This window comes from Pseudomonas sp. NFPP12, from assembly GCF_900103205.1.
Lineage (GTDB): Bacteria > Pseudomonadota > Gammaproteobacteria > Pseudomonadales > Pseudomonadaceae > Aquipseudomonas > Aquipseudomonas protegens.
On the sequence record NZ_FMWW01000001.1, the window covers coordinates 1 to 21,596 of the forward strand.

25 protein-coding genes, 1 tRNA gene and 3 pseudogenes are annotated in these 21,596 nt (G+C 59.3%); 12 read left to right on the forward strand and 17 right to left on the reverse strand.

The features are described 5' to 3' along the window. Window positions 1-1,320, forward strand: a pseudogene (locus tag BLS75_RS32515) (hypothetical protein); the annotation flags it as partial. 1 nt (window position 1,321) lies between these two features. Next, entirely contained in the window at window positions 1,322-1,735 is a 414-nt protein-coding gene (locus tag BLS75_RS31865) for a hypothetical protein (RefSeq protein WP_125063479.1), read from the forward strand. Window positions 1,736-1,908: 173 nt separating this feature from the next. Here the strand turns inward: BLS75_RS31865 and BLS75_RS00015 are convergent, their stop codons facing one another. Next, entirely contained in the window at window positions 1,909-2,166 is a 258-nt protein-coding gene (locus BLS75_RS00015) for a hypothetical protein (RefSeq protein WP_072449878.1), read from the reverse strand. 273 nt (window positions 2,167-2,439) lie between these two features. Here BLS75_RS00015 and BLS75_RS00020 point away from each other — a divergent pair, with 273 nt between their 5' ends. The 4 genes from BLS75_RS00020 to ykgO all read left to right on the forward strand — a co-directional run bounded on the left by BLS75_RS00020 (window position 2,440) and on the right by ykgO (window position 6,607). Next, a complete protein-coding gene (locus BLS75_RS00020; RefSeq protein WP_019094215.1) occupies window positions 2,440-3,483 on the forward strand; it encodes a homoserine dehydrogenase in 1,044 nt (347 codons plus the stop codon). Between the two features lie 10 nt (window positions 3,484-3,493). Continuing rightward, on the forward strand, window positions 3,494-4,900 hold the full coding sequence (locus tag BLS75_RS00025) for an aldehyde dehydrogenase family protein (protein WP_072449879.1): 1,407 nt from the start codon (window positions 3,494-3,496) through the stop codon (window positions 4,898-4,900). A 156-nt stretch (window positions 4,901-5,056) separates the two neighbouring features. Next, entirely contained in the window at window positions 5,057-6,271 is a 1,215-nt protein-coding gene (locus BLS75_RS00030) for a TPM domain-containing protein (RefSeq protein ID WP_072449880.1), read from the forward strand. A 186-nt stretch (window positions 6,272-6,457) separates the two neighbouring features. Next, window positions 6,458-6,607, forward strand: a complete 150-nt coding sequence (gene ykgO / locus BLS75_RS00035; RefSeq protein WP_011062095.1) for a type B 50S ribosomal protein L36 — start codon at window positions 6,458-6,460, stop codon at window positions 6,605-6,607. A gap of 80 nt (window positions 6,608-6,687) precedes the next feature. On the opposite strand, the gene BLS75_RS00040 is transcribed toward ykgO, so the two are convergent. After that, window positions 6,688-6,882: a hypothetical protein gene (locus BLS75_RS00040; RefSeq protein ID WP_072449881.1), complete on the reverse strand. Its 195-nt coding sequence runs from the start codon at window positions 6,880-6,882 to the stop codon at window positions 6,688-6,690. 223 nt (window positions 6,883-7,105) lie between these two features. On the opposite strand from BLS75_RS00040, the gene BLS75_RS00045 reads away from it, so the two are divergent. Both BLS75_RS00045 and BLS75_RS00050 read left to right on the forward strand, forming a co-directional pair. Further along, window positions 7,106-7,990 (forward strand): LysR substrate-binding domain-containing protein, encoded by an 885-nt coding sequence (locus BLS75_RS00045; protein ID WP_011062093.1) that lies wholly within the window; start codon window positions 7,106-7,108, stop codon window positions 7,988-7,990. A gap of 186 nt (window positions 7,991-8,176) precedes the next feature. Next, window positions 8,177-9,013, forward strand: a complete 837-nt coding sequence (locus BLS75_RS00050) for a bifunctional allantoicase/(S)-ureidoglycine aminohydrolase (protein ID WP_011062092.1) — start codon at window positions 8,177-8,179, stop codon at window positions 9,011-9,013. A 115-nt stretch (window positions 9,014-9,128) separates the two neighbouring features. Here BLS75_RS00050 and pseH read toward each other — a convergent pair whose 3' ends face one another. Then, window positions 9,129-9,686: a UDP-4-amino-4,6-dideoxy-N-acetyl-beta-L-altrosamine N-acetyltransferase gene (pseH, locus tag BLS75_RS00055; protein WP_072449882.1), complete on the reverse strand. Its 558-nt coding sequence runs from the start codon at window positions 9,684-9,686 to the stop codon at window positions 9,129-9,131. A gap of 210 nt (window positions 9,687-9,896) precedes the next feature. Continuing rightward, window positions 9,897-10,097 (reverse strand): hypothetical protein, encoded by a 201-nt coding sequence (locus BLS75_RS00060; RefSeq protein WP_072449883.1) that lies wholly within the window; start codon window positions 10,095-10,097, stop codon window positions 9,897-9,899. Between the two features lie 544 nt (window positions 10,098-10,641). On the opposite strand from BLS75_RS00060, the gene BLS75_RS00070 reads away from it, so the two are divergent. Then, the gene (locus tag BLS75_RS00070) at window positions 10,642-11,298 is read left to right on the forward strand and encodes an HD domain-containing protein (protein WP_011062090.1); all 657 of its coding nucleotides are present in this window, start codon (window positions 10,642-10,644) and stop codon (window positions 11,296-11,298) included. A gap of 3 nt (window positions 11,299-11,301) precedes the next feature. Here the strand turns inward: BLS75_RS00070 and BLS75_RS00075 are convergent, their stop codons facing one another. Further along, the gene (locus tag BLS75_RS00075; RefSeq protein ID WP_072444434.1) at window positions 11,302-12,078 is read right to left on the reverse strand and encodes a hypothetical protein; all 777 of its coding nucleotides are present in this window, start codon (window positions 12,076-12,078) and stop codon (window positions 11,302-11,304) included. A gap of 406 nt (window positions 12,079-12,484) precedes the next feature. Here BLS75_RS00075 and BLS75_RS32520 point away from each other — a divergent pair. Together BLS75_RS32520 and BLS75_RS32525 are read left to right on the forward strand one after the other, a co-directional pair. After that, window positions 12,485-12,987 (forward strand): annotated as a pseudogene (locus tag BLS75_RS32520) (glycoside hydrolase family 19 protein); the annotation flags it as partial. Window positions 12,988-13,039: 52 nt separating this feature from the next. After that, window positions 13,040-13,312 carry a lysis system i-spanin subunit Rz gene (locus BLS75_RS32525; RefSeq protein ID WP_345769791.1) on the forward strand — a complete coding sequence of 91 codons (273 nt, stop codon included), beginning with the start codon at window positions 13,040-13,042 and terminating at the stop codon, window positions 13,310-13,312. Window positions 13,313-13,385: 73 nt separating this feature from the next. On the opposite strand, the gene BLS75_RS00085 is transcribed toward BLS75_RS32525, so the two are convergent. The 5 genes and pseudogenes from BLS75_RS00085 to BLS75_RS00105 all read right to left on the reverse strand — a co-directional run bounded on the left by BLS75_RS00085 (window position 13,386) and on the right by BLS75_RS00105 (window position 16,238). Next, window positions 13,386-13,649: a hypothetical protein gene (locus BLS75_RS00085; RefSeq protein WP_072449886.1), complete on the reverse strand. Its 264-nt coding sequence runs from the start codon at window positions 13,647-13,649 to the stop codon at window positions 13,386-13,388. Window positions 13,650-13,894: 245 nt separating this feature from the next. After that, window positions 13,895-14,146, reverse strand: a pseudogene (locus BLS75_RS32530) (SOS response-associated peptidase family protein); the annotation flags it as partial. A gap of 191 nt (window positions 14,147-14,337) precedes the next feature. Continuing rightward, window positions 14,338-15,315, reverse strand: a complete 978-nt coding sequence (locus tag BLS75_RS00095; RefSeq protein ID WP_158267410.1) for a fimbrial protein — start codon at window positions 15,313-15,315, stop codon at window positions 14,338-14,340. Window positions 15,316-15,541: 226 nt separating this feature from the next. Further along, window positions 15,542-15,937 carry a hypothetical protein gene (locus tag BLS75_RS31870; RefSeq protein ID WP_143031399.1) on the reverse strand — a complete coding sequence of 132 codons (396 nt, stop codon included), beginning with the start codon at window positions 15,935-15,937 and terminating at the stop codon, window positions 15,542-15,544. 213 nt (window positions 15,938-16,150) lie between these two features. Continuing rightward, window positions 16,151-16,238, reverse strand: a tRNA-Ser gene (locus BLS75_RS00105). Between the two features lie 123 nt (window positions 16,239-16,361). On the opposite strand from BLS75_RS00105, the gene BLS75_RS00110 reads away from it, so the two are divergent. Next, entirely contained in the window at window positions 16,362-17,033 is a 672-nt protein-coding gene (locus BLS75_RS00110; RefSeq protein ID WP_011062013.1) for a Bax inhibitor-1/YccA family protein, read from the forward strand. A gap of 78 nt (window positions 17,034-17,111) precedes the next feature. Here the strand turns inward: BLS75_RS00110 and gspM are convergent, their stop codons facing one another. From gspM to gspG, 7 genes are read right to left on the reverse strand one after another with little or no spacing between them, the layout of a single operon-like run. Then, window positions 17,112-17,612: a type II secretion system protein GspM gene (gspM, locus tag BLS75_RS00115; protein WP_072449890.1), complete on the reverse strand. Its 501-nt coding sequence runs from the start codon at window positions 17,610-17,612 to the stop codon at window positions 17,112-17,114. A 3-nt stretch (window positions 17,613-17,615) separates the two neighbouring features. Next, window positions 17,616-18,755: a type II secretion system protein GspL gene (gspL, locus tag BLS75_RS00120; protein ID WP_072449891.1), complete on the reverse strand. Its 1,140-nt coding sequence runs from the start codon at window positions 18,753-18,755 to the stop codon at window positions 17,616-17,618. Window positions 18,756-18,761: 6 nt separating this feature from the next. Continuing rightward, window positions 18,762-19,646, reverse strand: coding sequence for a type II secretion system minor pseudopilin GspK (gene gspK, locus BLS75_RS00125; RefSeq protein WP_072449892.1), 885 nt, complete (start codon window positions 19,644-19,646; stop codon window positions 18,762-18,764). After that, window positions 19,639-20,283, reverse strand: coding sequence for a type II secretion system minor pseudopilin GspJ (gspJ, locus tag BLS75_RS00130; protein ID WP_065363295.1), 645 nt, complete (start codon window positions 20,281-20,283; stop codon window positions 19,639-19,641). Before gspJ ends, gspK begins: the two co-directional genes overlap by 8 nt. Beyond that, entirely contained in the window at window positions 20,280-20,675 is a 396-nt protein-coding gene (gene gspI, locus BLS75_RS00135; RefSeq protein WP_065363296.1) for a type II secretion system minor pseudopilin GspI, read from the reverse strand. Before gspI ends, gspJ begins: the two co-directional genes overlap by 4 nt. After that, complete coding sequence (gspH, locus tag BLS75_RS00140; RefSeq protein WP_072449893.1) at window positions 20,650-21,144, reverse strand: type II secretion system minor pseudopilin GspH; 495 nt, start codon at window positions 21,142-21,144, stop codon at window positions 20,650-20,652. The genes gspI and gspH overlap by 26 nt, the downstream gene beginning before the upstream one ends. Window positions 21,145-21,147: 3 nt before the next feature. Next, entirely contained in the window at window positions 21,148-21,582 is a 435-nt protein-coding gene (gene gspG / locus BLS75_RS00145; RefSeq protein WP_072450556.1) for a type II secretion system major pseudopilin GspG, read from the reverse strand. Window positions 21,583-21,596: the final 14 nt, after the last annotated feature.

Here is a 21,596-nt window from a genome sequence, read left to right on the forward strand (position 1 = left end):
GTGCGCGCCACCGTCGGGGCGGGCGAGATCGTGGTGCGCAAGGATGCCGAGACCGGGGCCGATTCAACGGCCGGGCTGAACCGGGATGTGAGCAAGGCGTATGAGATCACCAAGGATGAGGAGTCGCGTACGGATTTGTATGCGAGCAGTTCTTCCCTTGGAGCGGTGGCGAGCCCGAAGAAGACGTACGAACAGTGGAAGAAGAGTGTTGAGTTGTATGGGGAAAAAAGCCGGGAGACGATGGTAAAGCTGACCCTTCTCTTGGCCAGCATGGGCGTTCTAATCGCGTCGCCAGACAATCTTCAGGGCACATCCGAAGAAATTAATAGAGTCTTGGTAGAAACTGAAAACTACCTAAAAGCCTTCAGCAAGGATGAGAACAGACGTGCGGAGGCTATTGAGTTTCGACTCAAGCAGAAGTTCGGAGATCCAAAATCTGACGGGGAAAAGCTTCTCGTCGCTCGCATGCAGGAAATTGCCCGTCAGAGCCCTGAGAAGTCAGTTGAACTGACAGCGCTCATCGGCCGCCTCAGCGATTCTCCTGCAGGCGCAAATAACTATGCTCAGGGGCTCGCTAGTTCGGGGGTTATGCTTGCCCTGGTTGGCGCACTGGCTTATCAAGCGTCCACACCTGAAAATCAAGCGCGGATGCTTAACGCGGCCAACTCCATGATTGAAAGTGTCAGCCGGGGCGTCTCTGAAACAAAGGAGCAAGTGCAGAGCCGGCTGAGGGTTTCGATGGGGCTTTGGGAGTTGGTAACCCACATGCCGTTTCCAATTCACCTGCTTGATGACGAAAACCGAAAGCTGGTCAGTCCGATTGTTGATACGTCAGGAGGGATTCCTGCCAGTGGAGGCTACGCTGAGGGTGGCGGAGTTGTTACAACGCCACATACCGGCGGTACTCAACTGGATGGGGTGCAGAAGGATGGTGCCTATGTGACTCCGGAGCACAAGCTGAATCCGGGGGTGATGTATAGTGAAGATGGAGCTGCAAAAGGTTTAATCGGACAGGATTTTGAAAACTATCTTTATAAAGAACTGGGTGGAAAACCAAGCTTTTCGACGAAAGGACGAGAGTTTGACGGGGCTTATGGAGCGAATAACTCTATATGGTACGAGGCTAAATCTGGCCGATACTGGGAGGATCATGCTCAAGCCGGATCTAAAGGTTTTGATAAGTTTAAGTCAGATGTCGGCGCGCATGCTCGAATAGCTAAAGATAATGGCGCTTCTTTTGAGGTCCATTCCAATACACCGATTCCTCAGCATGCCAAGGAGTGGCTGAGTTCAAAAGGGATATTTTTTAAGGAGTATTAATATGGGTAGCCAAGCATCTGTAGATGTAAGTCTGTCTCGGCCTTGTAGTCCAAAAGATATAGTGATGGCACTACTTGATTCTGGGTGGAGTTTTGATTTTGAAGGGGATGTTCTATTTTTGTTGTCATCAGATATTGACTCTTATGATTGGCAGAAAGAGTATGCTGAGCATTTCAACTTAAAGGAATTTCTCGACTCTCATTCGCCATTCGGGAGGATTGGTATTGCTATGGTTTTTGATGGAAGGTTTGGAGGGGAGTTCTTAATTAGTCGAGATTGTATATCGTTGTCTATTTCAATAAATAGAATTTGTGTTTTTGGCACTGTGCCGGATTTTACTGAGTATGTTTTTAGACTTAAGGAAGTTGTGAGTGGCTTTGGTTTTTCTGATATTAGATGTGAATATGTTTCTTGACTGATATTTGGTGTAAAGAAACTGATGTTGATGATACTGTGCTGGCTGGAAGAGGGGTTGCTTCTGAAAATAAGAGTAACTATCTTGTCGCGAACTGAGCGTCGAAGAGCACGAGAGAAAAATCGCGACTTTCAAGCCGCGATTTTTGCTTGCTGAAGTACCTGCTCCTGTATTCACCTTGTTGTAAAATCCATCAAATCATACCCGCCGCGCAGCAGAATTCTGCACACCAGTGACATTTCCTGCAGAACCACTGCACCTTCGGGCGCGTCATCAGAAGTCGCGAAGTTCTCCAGCAGTTGAGTCACAGCGCGAATGCGATACGCCGCTGCATCGTGGAGGACGTCAATGGGGGCCTGGGTATCGATCAGCAGCGAGGGAATGTTGCAGTCGTGGCCGGTAATCGGCATGTATCGATTCAGAGTCCTCATGGGGCTTACTCCTGTATCAATCAGAGCCATCACCTTCTGCCGCCAAACAGAGTAAGGGTGACGGATTGCACAAGGTTGGCGGACCAGGGATACAGGACCAGGCACTCTCGAAGGCGTCCCTGCGCAACCCGCCATATTTCTATGCCCGCGCACCTGGCTCCAGGCGTGGGCAAAATGCTCAGCAAATACAGCAAAACGGCATATTTCACTGCCCGGGCCAGCCCCCTAACCTTGTGTCCATCAGCTTCTCAACCCGGATGGAACACAACAAAAATGACTGAATACAACATCGCCCTGGTGGGCTTCGGCGGGGTCAATCGGGCCCTGGCGCAATTGATTGCCGAGCGCAATCAGGCATGGAAAAAACAGCTGGGTTTCAGTTTGAAAATCGTCGGCATCAGCGATCTGTTCCTCGGCTCCATCGTCGCTCCCCAGGGACTGGACGCCGGTCTGCTGAGCAAGCTGCCGGCAACCAAAGGCGCGTTGGCGCAACTGCCGGGCGGCCAGGTGGAGGCGCTCAACGAACAGGTGATCAAGGACTCTGGCGCCGACATCATTGCCGAGGCCACCTTCACCAACCCGGTGGACGGCGAGCCAGCGAGTACCTTCTGCCGTTGGGCCCTGGAGCAGGGCAAGCACGTGGTGACCACCAACAAGGGCCCCATTGCCCTGCACAGCGCCGAGCTCAAGGCCCTGGCCCAGCGCAATCTGGCGGCCTTCGAATACGAAGGCGCGGTGATGAGCGGCACCCCGGTGATCCGCATGGCCAAGCAGTCCCTGGCCGGCAGTGGGCTACTGGGGTTCGAGGGCATTCTCAATGGCACCTCCAACTTTGTGCTGACCCGCATGGAGGCCGGCCTGGGCTTTGCCGAAGCGGTGGCCGAGGCCCAGGCCCTGGGGTATGCCGAGGCCGATCCGAGCGCGGATGTCGAAGGCTTTGACGTGCGCTTGAAGGTGGTGATCCTGGCCAACGAATTGCTCGACGCGCAGTTGACCGTCAGTGATGTCAGTTGCCGGGGTATCTCCGGCCTGACGGCCAAGGACCTGGAGCAGGCCCGTGCCGAGGGCGCGCGCTGGAAGCTGATCGGTTCGGCCCAACGCCTGGCCGATGGCTCGCTGCAAGCCAGTGTCGAGCCGCGCCTGTTGCCCCTGGCCCATCCGCTGGCGGGCATTGGCGGGGCGATCAACGCGGTGTCGTTCAACACCGAACTGCTGGGCGCGGTGACGGTGTCCGGGCCGGGCGCTGGGCGCATCGAGACCGCCTTTGCCTTGCTCTCGGACATCATTCACATCCACCAGTCGCGCTTGGCCCGCTAGGAGCATGCCCATGAACCTGTCACGTCTGGCGCTGGCCGCCGATTCGATTGATGTCTGCAGCCCCTTCGATGGTCGGCTGATCGGGACAGTGCCACGCCTTGAGGCCTGTGCCGTGCCCTACCTGTTGCAGCAAGCCCGCCAGGGTGTCAGCGACTGCGCGGCGCTGCCGCGCTATCAGCGGGCACGGATTCTGGAGCGGGCGGCCCTGAACATCGAGCGCGACGCCGAACATTTCGCCCGGTTGATCGTCGATGAAGCGGGCAAGACCCTGAAACAGGCGCAGAAAGAGGTCAAGCGCTGCATCAACACCCTCAAGCTGTCGGCCGAAGAGGCCAAGCGCAATGCCGGCGAGGTGCTGCCGTTTGATGCCTATGAAGGTTCGGAAAACCGCCAGGGCTGGTTTTCGCGCGAGCCCTTGGGGCTGATCCTGGCGATCACGCCTTACAACGATCCGTTGAACCTGGTGGCGCACAAACTGGCCCCGGCCATCGCCGGGGGCAACGGGGTGATTCTCAAGCCCTCGGAGCTGGCGCCGCTGTCGGCGATCAAGCTGGTGGACTACTTGCGCGATGCCGGCCTGCCGACCTCGGTGGTGACCCTGGCCACCGGTGGTGCGGATCTGGGCAAGGCCCTGGTGGAAGCCCGTGAGGTGCGCATGGTGTCGTTCACTGGCGGCTTTGTCACCGGGGAGCAGATCGCCCGCAGCGCCGGGTTGAAAAAGCTGGCCATGGACCTGGGAGGCAATGCGCCGGTGATCGTGATGACCGACTGCGACCTGGCGGCGACGGTGGAAAGCTGCGTGTCCGGGGCCTTCTGGGCGGCGGGGCAGAACTGCATCGGCACCCAGCGCCTGCTGGTCCAGGCCTCGATCTATGAGGCGTTTCGAGAGGCTTTTGTGCGCCTGGCTCGGGAGCAGGTCAGTGGCGACCCGCTGGCCAGCAGCACGGACATCGGGCCGATGATCAGCCTGCAGGCGGCGCAGAACGCGCAGAAGGTCGTGGATGAAGCGCTGCAACAGGGCGCGCGTTTGCTCTGTGGGCATCAGCGCCGGGGTTCCTGTTACGCCGCCACGGTGCTGGAGAATGTCGACCACGGCAGTCGCCTGTGGCAGGACGAGGTCTTTGCGCCAGTGGTGGTCTTGCAACCGTTCGACGATCTGGATCAGGCCATCGCTTTGGCCAATCAGCCCGAATACAGCCTGCATGCAGGGATCTTCACCAATGACCTGCGTATCGCCATGGACGCCGCGCGGCGGATCGAGGCGGGCGGGGTGATGATCAACGATTCGTCCGATTACCGTTTCGATGCCATGCCGTTTGGCGGCTTCAAGTACGGCAGCCTGGGCCGCGAAGGGGTGCGTTTCGCCTATGAGGAAATGACCCAGCCCAAGGTGGTGTGCCTCAACCGCCTGGGCTGAGGCTGATTGCAGCAACACGACAGGTCGCCGGGCACCGGGCAGGTTTGGTCACCTGCCCGGTGTTTTTTTGCTGGCGGTGAGGTGCGGTGAATCGGTCGCGGTACGGGCAGTGGTAAAGTTCGCCGCTTCAGGATGAACGATGCGGGAAGCGGGCCGATGATCAAGGTGTGGTTGCAACAAGGGCGTGGCCTGTGGCTGGCGCTGTTTCTCGGGCTGCTGTTGCCGACCCTGGTGCACGCCGAGGAGGCGCCGCCGGGGCTGGTGAAGGTGCCCCTGGACCGGCGGGTGATCGACCTGACCGCGACCTTGGATAGCGCCACCCAGGAGCGGATGGTGCACAAGCTGGAGGCGCTGGAGCAGCGCCGCGGCGCGCAGATCGCGGTGATGCTGGTGCCCAACCTGGGCCAGCAGAGCATCGAGGCCCTGAGCAACCAGTTGTTTCGCTCCTGGAAGCTGGGGCGCAAGGGGGTAGACGACGGCATCCTGCTGCTGGTGGCGAAGAACGACCACAAGGTGCGGATCGAGGTCGGTTATGGCCTGGAACCGGTGGTCACCGACCTGCTGGCCGGGCAGATCATCGCCCAGGACCTGACCCCGGCCTTTCGTCAGGGCGACTTTGCCGGCGGTATCGACCGTGCCCTGGATGACTTGATCCTGCTGGTGGACGGGGGCTCGTTGCCCGAGCCTGCGGGGCAGGTGGTGCCGCTCGAAGCCTATGCCTTGCTGCTGGCGTTCGTTTTCGGCTCGGTGGCGGGGGTGATGCTGGCCGCCGGCTGGAACTGGCGCCGGGTGCTGGGGGGCGCAGTGGTGCTGATGGCGGTGCTGGTGGGAGCCGTGGGCGGCCATGAATGGCTGGCGCAGTTGTTCCTGGTGCCGCTGTGCATGTTGATCGGCGGCGCGACCTTCGCCGGGCTGTGGCAGGCGCGGCGGGTGTTCTACGGGGTGCTGGGGCTGCTGCTGTACATCGGCCTGCTGACCCTGGTCAGCCAGTATCTGGGCCGTTTGACTTTCCTCTACGGCCTGGCCTGGCCGGCGGGGGCACTGCTGGTGCTGGGCGGCCATTGGCTGCTGTACTGGATGATGCGCAACAGCTGGCGCAAGAGCCCCCGGGGCTTTTTGTGGCGCTTTGCCGTGTTGCTGACGCTGGTTCTGCTGATGGGCCTGGGTGTGGATGCCTGGCAGGCGGCGCAGCGTTGGCTGAGGGTCGTGCCGTTCGCCTATTTCCTGAGTTTCATACTGTTTGCCGGCGGCAGTGGCTTTCGCTGGAGCAGCGGCGGTGGCAGCAGCAGTGGCGGCCGCTCAAGCTCGGGTGGCGGTTTTTCCGGGGGCGGCGGTTCCAGTGGCGGCGGCGGGGCGTCGGGCAGTTGGTGAGGCAGGGCGCGGTAATGATCACGCAGCCGTCCTGTTCTCCCAAGCCTGCGGGGCCGGGCAACGGGCCGATGGCGGCGCAGAGAATCGTTGAGCGGTCAGGGTGGCGGAAATTGATGGTTGATAATAATTCTCATTGGTGAATATGATATGTTATTACATTAATTTCAGTCCCAAGGAAGCGTTGCCATGAAAGTCCTGTCGTCCCTCAAAGAAGCCAAGAATCGTCACCGCGACTGCCAGATCGTCAAGCGTCGCGGTCGCATCTATGTGATCTGCAAATCCAATCCGCGCTTCAAGGCTCGCCAGGGCGGGGCGAAGAACCGGAACAAGGGGTGAGTGCGGGGGCGGTCGGGAGTGACAAGGCGCTGCTGGAGCGAGCCACTCCCGACAGCACCCAGGCATGGGGGGCAGGTTTTTCAGTCGTGCAGCAGGGTCGAGCCGTACTCGTTGAAGCTGTTGCCCAATGCGCTGTTGCCGTTGAGATTCAGATTGCTCACGCCACCGCCAAGCCGGCACTTGTCCGAATAGCAGGGGTGGGTGGTCGCACTGGAGCAGGCGCCCAGTAGTAGGGTGGCGCCGATCAGCAACACCTTGAGGCATTTCAACTTCATTTTCAGCATCTCCAGAGCAGGGTCAGGGATAGAGCGAACCGGAGCCTCATCCTACGCCGTTACATGTCGATACACATTGCCAATCAGGCGGGCCCGGAAAAAATATCTGCCGTGCTTGCAGGATGCCGCCTTGGCACGGGGCTGCTCAGCGCCGCGGGAGCAATTGTGTCCTCGGGCCAGACCCGGTAGAAAGGCGCAACGCATTCAGAAAACAGATACCAGCATGAGCGACATTGAGAAACCCAATAGCCGCCTGTTCGACCTCGACTTGCTGCGGGCCATTGTCACGGTGGCCGACTGCGGCAGTTTCACCACGGCCGCCACCCGCCTGCATTCCACCCAATCCACCATCAGCCAGAAGATCCGCCGCCTGGAGGAGATGGTCGGGCAGCGCCTGCTTGAGCGCGGCAATCGCGATGTGTTGCCCACCGATGCCGGCGAGACCCTGCTGGGATATGCCCGGCGCCTGCTGGCACTGAACGATGAAATGTTCGAGGCGCTGTCCGGTGCCACGGTGGTGCTGACGGTGCGTATCGGCGTGCCGGACGACTTCGCTGCCGGCCGCACCACCGAGCAACTGGCTGCGTTCAACCGGCGCTATCCCCAGGTCAAGCTGGAGGTCACCAGCGGCATGAGTCGCGACCTCAACGCCAGTTATGACCGTGGCGAACTGGACCTGGTGGTGCTCAAGCAACTGCGCAACAGCCGCGAGGCACTGGCCTGCTGGCCGGAGAAGACCCGATGGGTGGATAGCGCGAAAAACCCCTGCATCGATCTCGACCCGCTGCCTATCGTTACCTTCCCGCCACGCGGGGTGTACCGCGATGCCATGATCAATGCCCTGGAGGCGGTGGGCCGGCGCTGGCATATCAGCTTCACCAGCTCCAGCCTCAGCGGCCTACAGTCGGCCATTGCCGATGGCATGGGCATAGGCCTGTTGCCATTGCGTGCGGTCACGGCTGGCCACCAGGTCCTGTCCAAAAGCACCGGGCTGCCGTCGGTGGACGTGTTCGAGGTGGCGTTGCTGCACCGCCCGGCGGCAGATCCCATGGTCAAGGAACTGGCGCGAGTGTTGTCGCGGGTGCTGGCCCAGGACACTCAGGGCTGAAGTCGCGCGGCATTCGATAAATGAATATGGCGGATTCCAGTATTTAATTTGTGCATGTGCGTAACGCTGGATATCGTGGTGGCCAGCAGTGGTCCGCGCCGCTTCCCTAGCGCGTCGACCCGCAGGTTTGTTCACCCTGGCGGCGTTGCCGCGCGGGGCAGCAAAACAACAATGAGGAGAGTCTCCATGTCCAAAACCACCTATTACGCGCCTCACGGCGGGCACCCGGCACAGACCGAACTGCTCACCGACCGCGCAATGTTCACCGAAGCCTACGCCGTGATCCCCAAGGGCGTGATGCGCGACATCGTCACCAGCCACCTGCCGCACTGGGACAACATGCGCATGTGGGTCATCGCTCGTCCGCTGTCGGGTTTCGCCGAAACCTTTTCCCAGTACATCGTTGAAGTCGGCGCCAATGGCGGTAGCGACAAGCCCGAGCAGGACCCCAACGCCGAAGCGGTACTGTTCGTCGTCGAAGGCGAGGTCAACCTGACCCTGCAAGGCCAGGTGCATGTCCTCAAGCCCGGCGGCTATGCCTTTATCCCACCGGCTGCCGACTGGAAGCTGCGCAACACCAGCGGCACCGAGGCGCGTTTCCACTGGATCCGCAAGCACTACCAGAAAGTCGATGGCGTGCCATACCCGGACGCTTTCGTCACCAACGAGCAGGACATCGAGCCGCGGGTCATGCCCGATACCGAAGGCCGCTGGAGCACCACGCGTTTTGTCGACATGAGCGACATGCGCCATGACATGCACGTCAACATCGTCAACTTCGAGCCGGGCGGCGTGATTCCGTTCGCCGAGACCCACGTCATGGAGCACGGCCTGTACGTCCTGGAAGGCAAGGCGGTGTATCGCCTGAACCAGGATTGGGTCGAGGTCGAGGCCGGTGACTTCATGTGGCTGCGCGCCTTCTGCCCACAGGCCTGCTACTCCGGCGGCCCGGGTCGTTTCCGCTACCTGCTGTACAAGGATGTGAACCGCCAGATGCGCCTGACCCTCAACGCAGCGCATTGATCCGATGGCAGTGCAGGGGCCGTTCTGGCCTCCGCACTGCTGAACGGCGAGTGACAGGAACCGGCGATCATTCGCCGGTTTTCTTTTGTCTGAGGGGCAGGGTAGCTGCCTATGCCTAGGACTCTCGCTGACCGAGCCGCGCGATCAAACCTTCAAGGGCCGGACGCTTGTCCTGCCACTCCTGGCGAGTAATACCTAGCAGCACTACGTCGATTCGCTCGCCGTCTTTCAGAATGTTCTGGCGCCGCAGGCCTTCCTGTACGAATCCAAATTTCAGGTGCAGCCTGATCACCGTTGTGTTGCTTGCGAGCACCTCGCAGTTGAGCTTGTCCAGAGCGGCTTGATTGAAGGCATAGTCGAGCAACCAGAACTCCATGAGACTGCCCAGGCCTTTGCCTTGAAGCTCGGCGTCCAGGTAGAACGCCCAGTCGGCAGTTTTCTGCAGGGCATTGATGGCGTTCAGGGACACGACCCCCAAGGCTTGCCCGGCATCGACCGCGACAAACACCTCCTGACGCGGGTTGTCTTGAAGGCTGCTCAGCCAGTTTGCATGCTCCTGTTCGCTGATTTCATGGGAGGTGTACATGTACTTGCGCACCTCCTGCTGGTTGCGCAGCGCGCGCACTTGGGCTTGAACGGTGGGGCTGCTAGCAAGCAAAGGAATGAGCTGCATGGGAGGGTCCTGGATTGGAGGCGAGCCTGAGGTGCGATCTTCAGGCGCGAAGATTCTTTCAGACTAGAGATTATTCGGCCAGCAAGCTTGCTGCAGGTGTCGGGAGATGCTGGAGGTTCGCTTCAAGCGAGGTGGGATCGGCCTGGGCGGCCAGTGCCGGTTTATATGAGGGCTGGGTGTAATCAGGGAGGGAGCGCTGTTGCGCTGCCCTCACATCTCGATGGTTGGAATGGTGGTCTTGCCGCAGCTTATAAGTTGCCCTGCGGTTACCTGGAGCCCATTGCTGGGCTTGATGCTGTAGCCGATAAGGACGCCTACCATTACCAAGGCCATGTATAGAGCCGTTTTTCTCAAGATCATGCCGGTGCCCACTGAATGATTGATCGGAAAGCGTGCAGCACTGATTGCCATTCCGGAAAAAGGTTCCTGCTACAGGTGAGTAACGGATACAGCGTGTGGCATTGGCCAGGGTTGTCGATTGGCTTGCCTTATCGGTAAAGTCCCTGCGCGTCGTCAGCGTGCTTGTCAGTCGTCCCAATCCACCTGCGGACACAGTCCATGGTTCATTCAGACCACCTTGCCAGCTACGTCAGTGCAAGCCTGGGAGTTGCATCGCCTCGCACCGCGCTACTTGACAACGCGAGTCAGGAAAGCCGGCTCGATCAGGGGGACACCGTCACCGCCGACGATGACAGGGCACTCATCAAGCGGCTAGCAGAGCAGGGCGGTTTCCCAGCGATGCAGCCTGCGTCGAAGGCTGGATCTGCCATGAAGGGGGTCGCCAACCTCTCGACAAAATCATCCGCCCTGCTCACATCAGCTTCACCAATGAATGCCGGGATGCTTATTGGCTCAAGTACTTCTCTGCTTAGCCGCCGATTCTCTATAGCGCCGAGATATCTGCTCGAGTCGTTTCGCCGACGCTGCAGGATCAGTACTTCCATGGAGCCACGAAATGCTTGAAGAGCCGTTTTTTCCTTACCAGAGCCTGGCGTCCGACTTGCTCGCTTTCCTGCCTGAGGACAGCACGGACGGCTCTCACGATCTTTCTCATATTCATCGGGTCTGGATGAATGTTCGGCGCCTGCAGGACAAGGAAGGTGGGGACCTGGAGGCGTTGCTTGCCGCAACCCTCTTGCACGATTGCGTGGCCGTCGAGAAAAACTCGCCATTGCGGTCGCAGGCATCCACTCTTTCGGCCAATAAAGCAGCGTCTATTCTGCAGCGCATGGGCTGGCCTGCCCCGCGTATTGAGCTTGTTGCCCACGCGGTCCAGGCTCATAGCTTCTCCGCGGGCGTCGAACCCCTCACCCTGGAAGCCAGGATCCTTCAGGACAGCGACCGCCTGGACGCCATCGGCATGATCGGAGTCGCCCGTTGTTTCTACATCGCTGGGCGAATGGGCTCTGCGCTGTACGACATCACAAACCCCACCGCCATCGGCAGGCCCTATCAAGACAAGCGTTTTACCATTGAGCACTTCCACACCAAGCTACTCTCCCTTGCCTCGGGATTTCAGACGGTCGAAGGGGCGCGGTTGGCGGCAGTCAGGCATGCGCGCCTGAAGGATTTCCTGGACGGATTCATGGAGGAGATCGGAGCCCCCGATTAATCGTCAGGCCGTAGGCCTGACGCGGAAGGCCAGGAACACCGGGCCGAATGGGAAGGTGCTGACTTCCAGCTCATCCAGGGGATTGAGCGTGCGCGTGCGGCCCCCTGCGTTGCTGTAGATCATGTGGCTGCTCGACACCGCGATGTTGATCTTGCCGGCGGCGGCCTGGATTAGCGTGGCCTTGAACCCTTCAGTCACATCGTCACCTATCGTGAGCGTGACGTCGGTGTCGCTAATGACCAGGATCGACTTACCTGAATCCGCCATGGTCAGAGGCCTGCTGCTGGTGATCGAGACATTGGGGTGCACATGGCCCCCGGCGTGGTAGCTGACCATCCTGGGGTCGGCGAAGACCCGGGCGAAGGAACCGACATAATTGACACTGGCGCGCATGTCATCGAATTGTTCGACCACATAGGTGCCGATGCTGCCCGAGACCTCGCCGTTGGGGTCCAGAACCCACTTGCGTCCGACCATCAGCCCAATCTGGGTGTTGGCCCGTACACCGGCACGCATCTCCTCGAGAAACAGCTGGCTGATCTGGCCGCCGCCTTTGCCCTGGACATAGGTAAAGCGTGCTATGGAGTGGCTGTCCCCGGTAGGGCTGCCTTGAGCTGTATCGATTCGGTAGTCGACAAAGTCCGCTGATACCGTGGTGGTCGTGGTGTTGGCGTTAGGTGCCCAGGTGAAATCCAAGACCCTTCCGGTTTTCACCTGTTCCAGCGATGTGGTGGTCTGCGAGGTCGTAGTAGAGCCTGACTGCTTCAAATCATCGTTCATGCTGCTCATCCTTAAGTGAAGTGCGTGCTTGAGTGCGGGCCGAAATGGCCCGGGGCATATGACCGCCGCCATATCGCCACTTTTCCTGAAAAGCCCTGGTGTCTCGCTTGATACGTATGGAGTTCCTGCCTCGCTCCAGGGGCGTGAGGGGAAGCAGACAATCGGCTGTTGCGGTGCCTCCAGTGTGTGCGGTGCTGACTCGAGTTGGTTTCTGTATATATATACAGTATTCGAAGCTTGAGCACGGCGCGACTTGCGCCGACGAACTGTAGGGGGGGAGGGGGTGGTGCTGGGTCGGCAGAATGCCGGAGGCGGGCTACAGCAGTACCCGTTCAATCCACAGCTGTAACTGAAGCGTCCGAATGCGCCCCCCTGAGCGGGTTTTTTATTGCCTGGAGAAAACACAATGCCACTCACAGAGCAGCAATCGCTGCAGGTCCTCCCCAGCGCCCGCCCGTTGCGGGCGTTTTTGTTCCTGCGCTCAACCGCGCCATGGCCCGCTGGAAGATCGACAGGCTGGCGCGTCAGGCGTTGTTCCTGGCCCAGGTCGGCCATGAGTCCGGTCAGCTGCGCACCCTGGTGGAAAACCTCAACTATCGCGCCGACCGCATCCGCCAGATCGGTCAGGTCTGCGCTGTAGCCAGCCGGTGGCGTTCGTTGGTGCCGCGGGCGGATGAACTGGGCGGTAAGCCGGAGCGCTTCGGCAATGCTGTCTATGGCGGGCGCATGGGCAACGGCCTGGAGGCCACGGGCGACGGCTATCGCTCCCGTGGCCGTGGCCTGGTCCAGCTCACCGGCAGATCGAACTACCGCGCCGCCGGCGAAAGGCTGGGCCTGCCGCTTGAAGCCCAGCCCGAATTGCTCGAGCAACCAGAGCAGGCCGCTCAGTCTGCGGCCTGGTGGTGCTCGCTGTGCTCTGGAGGATCGGCTGCAAGCGAATGACGAAACCCACTACAAGGAATTGCGCGATGCTCAATCGAATCAGGTTCGCCTGCGTGACAAGCTTGCTACTACTGAGCTGCGATTGTCAGTCCTACTCGCCAGCACCGCCACGGATGGTGGCGGTGGGTTGCCAGCTGCCACCGGCGCCGGCGGCCTGGTTCATGGAGCAGCGAGAGCCGAACTTGACCCAGCGGCTGCTCAACGAATTGTCGCCATTGCCGGAGAGGGTGACCAAGGATTGATCGCTTTGCGGGCGTGTCAGGGATACATACGTGAGAGTTATCAACGTTAGCGTCGCATGCTAACTATTGACTGGCTTTATTCATCCAAGGTGCCTGATAGGCACCTTGGATGTTATCTTCGAGTTATCTACTGATTGGAGAAATAACCGTATCGTTGTCTTTTACCTCAGTGTTGGCAACCACAATGTTGCTGTCAACCAGTACGTAATATGGCTTTTCAGTACCTCCTTGTCTTAGTGAAAGAACATATCCTCTACTGTCCTTTCTAACCCACTTATCTGATGCTCCCGCAGCGAGCGGAGAGTAACGAGTGTCGCCGTCCGTGTCCCATTGGTTAATGGCAACTTCAATTATATTCGAGGTGTTATTTTTAACGGTAATGCTCATGTCTATATTCCTTTTAGACTGATGGTTGTAGGGCTTAGTTGCCCGGTGCTCTCCCTAAGCTATTGAAGGCAGTATGGCCGTATGCACCGCCTTTAGAACTTATGATTGGAATAGGCAACCACTCGCAAGCGTAGCTGCATTGTTGAAAGCAGCAAAATTTGTACGGCTCGCAAGGGAGGTTCACGTCTCTTCTGATATCCGAAGAAGGTAGTGAGTTATCCATCAAGTCTGGTGGCAGATGCTGATCAAAGCCGGAGCAGGGGAGTGATCTGTGAGCGGGCCTGTGATGGCATCGCCAAGGGCTCGATCAGTTCAGGGCCGTGATTGTTGAGGTTACCGACGCCAGTGCCGACCTTGAACCACTCGAAGGCCTCGGCGGGCTCGCGCTGGTGCAAGGCCATCTGCTCGGCGCGCTCGTTGGGCGTTGCAGGCTTGAGCCATTCCCGAACCAGGTCCGGGGCCAGGACTACCGGCCGGCGGTCGTGAATGTAGACTATTGTGTCCAAGGTACTGCGTACGTTCTCAGCCGCATCAGCAACTGCCTCGCAGCTCCACTCAGTTTGATAACTCGATAGTGGGGGCTTCGAGGACCAGTTGGTGTTCGTAGAGCTTTGAAAGCAGAGAAGGGGTGGGGGCCGTTGTTTCTCCATGGAGTGAAGAGGCTTATATTTTTTTAGACCCCGGAAGACTATTCATAAGTAATGGTGTAAGTGGTAGTGGCGTTAGCTTCACCCGCCTTGAGTTTTTCCACACTTCTGTAATAGCGAACCTGAAGGGGAATGTCGAAGGCTCCTTCAATGGTTTGAACGCCTACATCTAAAGACTTCCCAAATGTCACAGGCACATTATTTGATAGTATTTGAATCTTCACACCTTGGGCGGTATTTGCTGAAGCAGGGTTGGTAAGATTGAGTAATCCTTTGGTATTGTCATAAACGCCGGCAGGGCCTGCGTCGAGGGTTAGTTTGACTTTTGTCCCGGTGTCGCAGTTAAGAGGAATCGAAAAGGGTTTCTCCGCAGCAGTCATGCCTAAGTTGCTTAGTTCGTGGGTTTCGACGTTGTGAAGTGGAACTTTGATGTTTTCGGTTTTAATTGTGCAGCCATGCGTGATCACGGTGAATGGTGCGGTGTGTAAGTATGCCTCTGGATGATGCCAATCTTTTTTGTTGTTGCGCAATATTAGGGAAGCTACTTTGTATCCGTTTTTTCTGCCGGGAGTGATGTTCCCAATCTTGTAAAATACTAATTTTATATAACCTTGTATTGGTTTCTTTGAAAATGTTCCATTTATAAAGCAAAAAATGTTGTAGTCACCATCCTTTAAGGGGAAGAGGTAATTGTTGCAAGTGTTAGGGCTGTTAGCGTATATGGCATATCCTATTCCGGCTGAATTTGATCCTAATTTATAAACATTCAGCCCATTTATTTTTGGCGCCGCAGTGCCATATCCCTTGATGCCAAACTCTTGATAGTCGAATCCTTTTGTGCAAGAAAATGCATCGATGGTTGTAGAAACAGCTCCGATCTCTGTTCCTATGGGTGTGTCTCGTCGTATTGTAAAATCAGGAATATTTAAAGTGGTGGTCTCATTATTCGTAGTGCATTCCCCCGCGAAGCCAAGAGCGGAGTAGAAAAATAATATCGTGGCGATAATTTTTCCTTTCATTGATTTTAATCGTAGGGATTGTCGGCTGCAGGTATGGGGTCCGTAGATAAGTAGCATTTTTCTTTGGTCTGTTTTTGAATTGGAAGCCCCCTAGTTTATTAATTGCGTTGGCTGTTGAGTTTAAGGCGTTTCTGAATTTTCTTGCGGCTACAGCTATGGCGCGTCGCCAATGATCTGCCGGGGCTTTTCTGTTCGAGGGCCGGCTATGTATACATTTCATGGTGAGTCATGTTCGGCGCACAGGGCGCCTTGGTGGATCCGGTACGAGCGAGTGCTGGTTGCCGCGGTAGAGGCTTGCCAGTAATTGCAGAGGGCGGGCGCCAACAGGGATCTGCCGACGCAGATCCTCATTCGCCCGGTTCTTGCTTCGCACTGTCAGTTCAAGGTTGCTGGCTTTCTTCCACAGCCCCGCAGCTTCTCCGACCTTTGCACGCAGCCTGGCCCGAGCCTTGTCGCGGCCTTTCCTGTCTGCGCTTGCATGTTGACCAGTTTGAAAATGATTTCCCGGACTGCGCGCACCTGCCGGTTCATTTTCCAGCAGCAGGATGTGTTGCTTGCAGGTTTCCACGGGCGTGGGGATGCCTAGCCAGTCTTCGGCTGTGTCGGTGTCTTCGGCGTGCACGGTACTACCTCGAATCCAATGCTGTATATGTGCATGCAGTCGTCGAGGCTTGAGCGGGGCGCGATTTGCGCCGAGGAACTGTAGGGGGAGGGGGCTGCTGGGGCGGCAGAACGCCAGAGGGGGAAGTTATGGAACGCTTAAAGTGGAATGGCGCCAAGCCTGAACGCCAGACACAAAAAAGCCCTGAATAATCAGGGCTTTCTCGTTGAGATTTGGCGGAGGCGTAGAGATTCGAACTCTAGGACCTGTTACAGTCGGCGGTTTTCAAGACCGCTGCCTTAAACCACTCGGCCACACCTCCAGATCGCATTGCGGGCGCCATAATACCCGAATGAAACACACTGTCAAACTCTCTGCGTCGCGAGTTACAGAGCCTCTGTTATCATCCATGCCACTAAATGTTTCCCCCAACAGGAGTGTCGCCATGCGCGAACAGGATTACGCAGTTAACAACGGCGTGCAGGCCGAGCAGCTAGAGGTTAGCCGCGTCCTGCGCAACACTTACGGCCTGCTGGCCCTGACCCTCGCGTTCAGTGGGGTGATGGCCTATGTGGCACAGCAGATGCGTGTCGGTTATCCGAACATCTTCGTGGTGCTGATCGGCTTCTACGGTCTGTTCTTCCTCACCAACAAACTCCGTGACTCGGCCTGGGGCCTGGTGTCGGCTTTCGCCTTGACCGGTTTCATGGGCTTTTTGCTCGGCCCGATTCTCAACCGCTACCTGGGCATGCAGGGCGGCGCCGAAGTGGTCAGTTCGGCCTTTGCCATGACGGCACTGGTATTCGGCGGTCTGTCGGCCTATGTGCTGATCACCCGCAAGGACATGAGCTTCCTCGGCGGCTTCATCACCGCCGGTTTCTTCGTCCTGATGGGCGCCGTGCTGGCCAGCCTGTTCTTCCAGATCAGCGGCCTGCAACTGGCGATCAGCGCCGGCTTCGTGCTGTTCTCCTCGGTGTGCATCCTGTTCCAGACCAGCGCCATCATCCACGGTGGCGAACGTAACTACATCATGGCCACCATCAGCCTGTATGTATCGATCTACAACCTGTTCGTCAGCCTGCTGCAACTGTTCGGCATCATGGGTCGCGATGACTGATCACAGGTGCTGAGCCATTGAAAAAGCCCGCTTCGGCGGGCTTTTTTTTGTCCTGGACTCCTTGGGGCGTTCAGTTTTTCAACGTGCCTGTACCTGCATTCGCGCGGTGGCGACCGCGTCTTTGTTGACCTCGATGGAAAACGCCAGCACGTCCACCTGTTTCTGTTCAAGCTCATCAATCCAAGCGATCACCCCGGTGAGCGGGCCTTCCAGGGCCAGGCTGACCCGACCGAGCGCTTCGTTGTCCATGCGCTCCAGGTTGATGCCGGCCTGGCTGCTGGAGCGGGCTAGCATGCCGGGCAGGGCCTCGGCCGAGATTGCCGTGACGGGGCTGGCAGGTTTGCCGGCATGCAGTTGGAGTATCAGGCGTTGCAATTGTGTGGCCTCGATAAAGCGTTGTTCGGCAAGCTGCAGGGCTTGTTGTTGTGGCTGCCAGAGCAAAAGGTAGGCGCCGGTCAGGGCGCTGAATAGGGTCAGCCCTTTCAGGGCTCGCTGTTCGCGTTTCGCCAGGCGATGCCAGTGCCCCAGGGGTGGGTGGAGCAGGGCGGACAGTGGTTTTTTCAGTAACGGCAGGGCCATGCCTCACTCCTTGATCTGCAACCGTGCGCTGACCCCTCGGGCATCGCGGACGGAAGAATCGGTACTGGCATCCAGGCCCTGGGCAATCAGGCCTTCGCGCAGTTGTTGAAGATCGGAGAACGCTGGTGCACTGATCTGCAGGTTCCAGCCTTCGCCGCTTTGGTAATCGAGGCGCTGTACCTGGGCCAGGGCGCCGTAACTGGCGCTCCATTGCTCGGCCAGCAGTGACAGTTTGTGGGCGCTACCGGAGCTTTTCTCGACCTTTTGCTGTTGCTTGGCGTGTACCTGGGCGGCGAGGTCGGTCACAGGCTCCTCAGTACCCGAATGGGCCTGCCACAACGCCTGGTTCTGCGCCTGGAGCTGCTCGCTCCGCTGCTCCAGGTACCAGCGATGGCCCATGCTCTGCAGCAAGTGGGAGCCTGCGGCCACCACCACTAGGAGCAGGGCCAGGCGCCAGGGGGGCGTTTGCCGGGGGCGCTGCAGGAATTCGCCCTGGCGTAGGTCGATGGCCTGCTGCGCGCCCTGGCTCAAGCATTCCCAGGGACGTTCATCGGCCTGCCAGTGATGCTGGTCGAAACTTTCCAGGCCCGGTGGTTGCGGCCCCTGCCAGTGCAAGTCTGCCGGCAGCAGGGGGGCCAGGTCCGCCAGTTCGCACGGGTACAGGGCCAGGCGCATCGGCGCGCTGCCTCCCAGCAGCCAGCGACCGTCCCAGGTTAGGGCCCGGGGCTGGTCTGGGGGCAGGCAATCGGCGTCGACATGAATATGCGAAGGCTGCAACCCCAGTTCGGCCAGTTGTCCAAGGCACTGCTTCAGGTGCTGACGATTGACCGCCAACACCGCGCAATGGCGTTTGTCCTTGAGTGGCCCGTGGGCCAGGTGCAGGTTGTCCAGTTCATCGATCAGTTGTTCTTCCAGCGCGCTGTGCAATGCCTGGCGCAGCCAGCGTCCACTGCGGGCGGGCACGCTGACCTGATGGTGGCTGGCCATTTCCATGGGAAGCAGCAGGCTCAGGGGCTGGTTGCCCAGCGCGGCCGCAGCCTGCTGCAGGTCGCCCTGGTGCAACTGGCCACCGGCCTGCCACCAGAAGCATTGCCAAGGCATGTTGCCGGTGGCACGGGGAGATAGATAAAGCCACTGCCTCATGTCGGTCTACTCGGTCTTCGGTTGTTCAGGAGGAGTGGGCATCAGCGTGCGCTGCTGCACCCGGACCTTTTCCCTATCCATGACTCGCAGGTCGCTCACCAGGCGCAGGCGTTGCCGGCCCTGTTCGACATCGATGGTGGCGCGGAACTGCCGACTGCTGACGCCTAGCCCCTGAGGTTTGATGTCCCGGCCCTGGAGCACCGGGTTGGAAAGAAAACGGGTGATATCGGGATAGCCACCTTCCGGACGGGAACTGACCAGAATGCGAGCCGTGGGTAGGTCGATGCCTTCAACACTGGCCAGGACCTCGGCGCGGGTGGTGTTGACGTTGATCGGGCTGTTGCCGAATACCCCCACTAGCGGCTCAAGCTGTTGCAGGGTCTGGCTGTCCACCCCGGGCAGTTGGCGCAGTTCACTGAGGTCGCTCAAGGGCAGCGGTAGGCCATCACGGTTGTTCTGGCCGACCAGGAGTGCCGGGTCGTGGGCCCGGATGCCTTCCAAGGCCAGCAGGCGCTGGTAGCGGGCACGCAGGTTCAGATCGCTGCGCTGGCGCAGGCTGTTGAGGTTGAGCCGGGCACCGAGGTCTTGCAGTTGGACATGAATGCGTCCATCGCCGATCTTGAACGCTGGCGCCGGTTGCGCCCAGTGCTGCCCCAGGTGGGTCACCAGCAGGCCGTCCTTGCTGCGAGTGTCTTCGAGCAATTGTTGACGGGCCCAGGCTTCACCGCTCAGCGCCAGTTGCCAGAGCTGCTGTTGTTCTATCAGGTTGCTGCTGGCGTGCAGGTTGAGCCGCTGGCGGGCGAGCATATTGCTTACCACCATGGTCACCAGGGCGGTGATCAGCAATACGCTGAGCAGGGCCACGCCTCGTTGCCGGGCCAGGTTATTCATGCAGAGCGGCCTCGTCGGGTTCCTGGGCATCGAGGCCGCCGGGCAGCAGTATCAGCCGGCGTACCTGTGGGTAGCCGGGGGCATCCAGTTCGATTTCCAGGGCCGCCGGCAGGCTCAGGCTTTCGGTCCCTGCCGGCCAGTGTTCGTGGGCCTGGCCGCGGGCATCGATAAAGCGCAGGCGAGTCAGCTCCACGCCAGCCAGCAGTTGCTGGTTCTGGCTGATGGGGGCGGGTGGAGGCTGTGCCGCCCCGGGGGCGGCCAGGGGTTGGGACAGGGACAGGGTGTCGCGTACCCAGCTGCCGCCTTCCCAACGGTGGCTGACTTGTAGCAGGTTGCTGCGCGGGTACTCCAGCGGGTTGCGCCAGCCACCGCGTACCAGGCGAATGCCGTCAGGCTGGCTGATCAGTGCCTGGCTTTGGCTGGGGTCATCCGCCAGCGGGTGTCGACGGGCTTGCACCAGGTCACGCTCCAGCACACTCATGGCCCGTTGCAGTTGGCGCAATTGCTGCTCATGCAGGCCAATGCGCTGATCGCTGCGCAGCACCCTGTCGAGCATCTGATAGGTGGCCAGGCCCAACAGGCTGAAAATGGCCATGGCCACGATCACTTCGAGCAAGGTAAAACCGCGCTGGTTCATGGCCGGGCCTCGATGTAGCCAAGCAGTTGTGCACGGCTGTACTGGCGTGCGCGTTGCTGGGTGGTTTCGACGGAGACGCGCAACTGGACCTTGAGCAGACGGCTGTCGGGTGCGCTCTGGATATCACTGAACAGCCACCAGAGGCGGCCGCCGAACTCGATCTGTTCCGCACTGCGTTGGCTCTGCGGCTCTCGTAGGCCGATGCGCAGTTCATTCATGCGGTTGTCGGCGATCCACAGCGCCTGGGTGCGCTCGGTGAGGTTTGCGCTGTTCATGGCCACATGCTGCACCGCACTGAACAGGGCGATCGACAGGGTGGCAAAGATCGCCAGAGCGACCATGACCTCCAGCAGGGTAAAGCCCTGTTCAGTTCCGGGTTTCAATTTGCGCATCCTGTATGCCATCGCTGGAAAGGCTCAGCAGTACCTGGTCGCGGTATTCGAACCACAAGGTGAAGGCGCTGGTTTCATCGCTGGAAAGCACCAGCAATTGCGGCAGGCCAGTGCGGCTGTCACTGGTACCCAGGGCCGCGCCGGCCTCGGGTACGTCCAGGCGCAGGCGCAATTTGGCGGGTAGTGCATGCGTGCGGAATTCCTTGTCCTCGATCCAGCGACCCTGCTGGTCCAGGCGCAGCACCCAGTAGCCGTCGGGCTCGATTCGCACGCCGTAGTCGCTGTAGTTGAGCAGCGCTTCCTGGCGCAGCAGCTGCAACAGGCCCAGTAGGCGCTGTGCTTCCTGGTGCGCCTGGCGGCCACCGGAGTCCGGGCGTACGATGCCGACCAGGCCGGCGGTCAGGGCGATCAGCAGAATCACCACCAGCAGTTCAAGCAGGGTGAAGCCCCGGGTACGGTGGCGCTGCACGGTCTATTGTTCCCAGTTGCCAATATCGCTGTTCACGCCTTCGCCGCCGAGCTTGCCGTCGGCGCCAAAGGAAAACAGGTCGTAGGCGCCACCCTTGGTGCCGGGCACCCGGTACTGGTAGCCATTACCCCAAGGATCGACCGGCAGGCGCTTGAGGTAACCGTCGGGGTTCCAGTTGCGGGCCGCCGGGCTGCCACTGGGCTTGCTCACCAGCGCCTGAAGGCCTTGCTGGCTGCTGGGGTACTGGTGGTTGTCGAGGCGATAGATGTCCAGGGCCATGGCAATGGCATGGATGTCGCTCTGGGCGGCGGTGGCCTTGGCCTGATCGGGGCGGCTCATGATCTGCGGTACTACCAGGGCGGCGAGAACGCCGAGAATGACTACCACCACCATGATTTCGATCAGGGTAAAACCGCGTTGCTTGTTTCGTGTGTGCACGTTGGGGGATTCCA

What these genes read in the sequence shown, in the direction of transcription:
- BLS75_RS00015 (WP_072449878.1), bottom strand. Translation starts at nt 2,166, where the DNA reads ATGAGGACTCTGAATCGATACATGCCGATTACCGGCCACGACTGCAAC.
- BLS75_RS00060 (WP_072449883.1), bottom strand. Translation starts at nt 10,097, where the DNA reads ATGGCAATCAGTGCTGCACGCTTTCCGATCAATCATTCAGTGGGCACC.
- BLS75_RS00085 (WP_072449886.1), bottom strand. Translation starts at nt 13,649, where the DNA reads ATGAGCATTACCGTTAAAAATAACACCTCGAATATAATTGAAGTTGCC.
- BLS75_RS00040 (WP_072449881.1), bottom strand. Translation starts at nt 6,882, where the DNA reads ATGAAGTTGAAATGCCTCAAGGTGTTGCTGATCGGCGCCACCCTACTA.
- gspK (WP_072449892.1), bottom strand. Translation starts at nt 19,646, where the DNA reads ATGAATAACCTGGCCCGGCAACGAGGCGTGGCCCTGCTCAGCGTATTG.
- BLS75_RS00110 (WP_011062013.1), top strand. Translation starts at nt 16,362, where the DNA reads ATGCGCGAACAGGATTACGCAGTTAACAACGGCGTGCAGGCCGAGCAG.
- BLS75_RS00030 (WP_072449880.1), top strand. Translation starts at nt 5,057, where the DNA reads ATGATCAAGGTGTGGTTGCAACAAGGGCGTGGCCTGTGGCTGGCGCTG.
- BLS75_RS00075 (WP_072444434.1), bottom strand. Translation starts at nt 12,078, where the DNA reads ATGAACGATGATTTGAAGCAGTCAGGCTCTACTACGACCTCGCAGACC.
- gspI (WP_065363296.1), bottom strand. Translation starts at nt 20,675, where the DNA reads ATGCGCAAATTGAAACCCGGAACTGAACAGGGCTTTACCCTGCTGGAG.
- BLS75_RS31865 (WP_125063479.1), top strand. Translation starts at nt 1,322, where the DNA reads ATGGGTAGCCAAGCATCTGTAGATGTAAGTCTGTCTCGGCCTTGTAGT.
- gspM (WP_072449890.1), bottom strand. Translation starts at nt 17,612, where the DNA reads ATGGCCCTGCCGTTACTGAAAAAACCACTGTCCGCCCTGCTCCACCCA.
- BLS75_RS00095 (WP_158267410.1), bottom strand. Translation starts at nt 15,315, where the DNA reads ATGAAAGGAAAAATTATCGCCACGATATTATTTTTCTACTCCGCTCTT.
- gspL (WP_072449891.1), bottom strand. Translation starts at nt 18,755, where the DNA reads ATGAGGCAGTGGCTTTATCTATCTCCCCGTGCCACCGGCAACATGCCT.
- BLS75_RS00020 (WP_019094215.1), top strand. Translation starts at nt 2,440, where the DNA reads ATGACTGAATACAACATCGCCCTGGTGGGCTTCGGCGGGGTCAATCGG.
- pseH (WP_072449882.1), bottom strand. Translation starts at nt 9,686, where the DNA reads ATGCAGCTCATTCCTTTGCTTGCTAGCAGCCCCACCGTTCAAGCCCAA.
- BLS75_RS00050 (WP_011062092.1), top strand. Translation starts at nt 8,177, where the DNA reads ATGTCCAAAACCACCTATTACGCGCCTCACGGCGGGCACCCGGCACAG.
- BLS75_RS00045 (WP_011062093.1), top strand. Translation starts at nt 7,106, where the DNA reads ATGAGCGACATTGAGAAACCCAATAGCCGCCTGTTCGACCTCGACTTG.
- gspJ (WP_065363295.1), bottom strand. Translation starts at nt 20,283, where the DNA reads ATGAACCAGCGCGGTTTTACCTTGCTCGAAGTGATCGTGGCCATGGCC.
- BLS75_RS00025 (WP_072449879.1), top strand. Translation starts at nt 3,494, where the DNA reads ATGAACCTGTCACGTCTGGCGCTGGCCGCCGATTCGATTGATGTCTGC.
- ykgO (WP_011062095.1), top strand. Translation starts at nt 6,458, where the DNA reads ATGAAAGTCCTGTCGTCCCTCAAAGAAGCCAAGAATCGTCACCGCGAC.
- BLS75_RS00070 (WP_011062090.1), top strand. Translation starts at nt 10,642, where the DNA reads ATGCTTGAAGAGCCGTTTTTTCCTTACCAGAGCCTGGCGTCCGACTTG.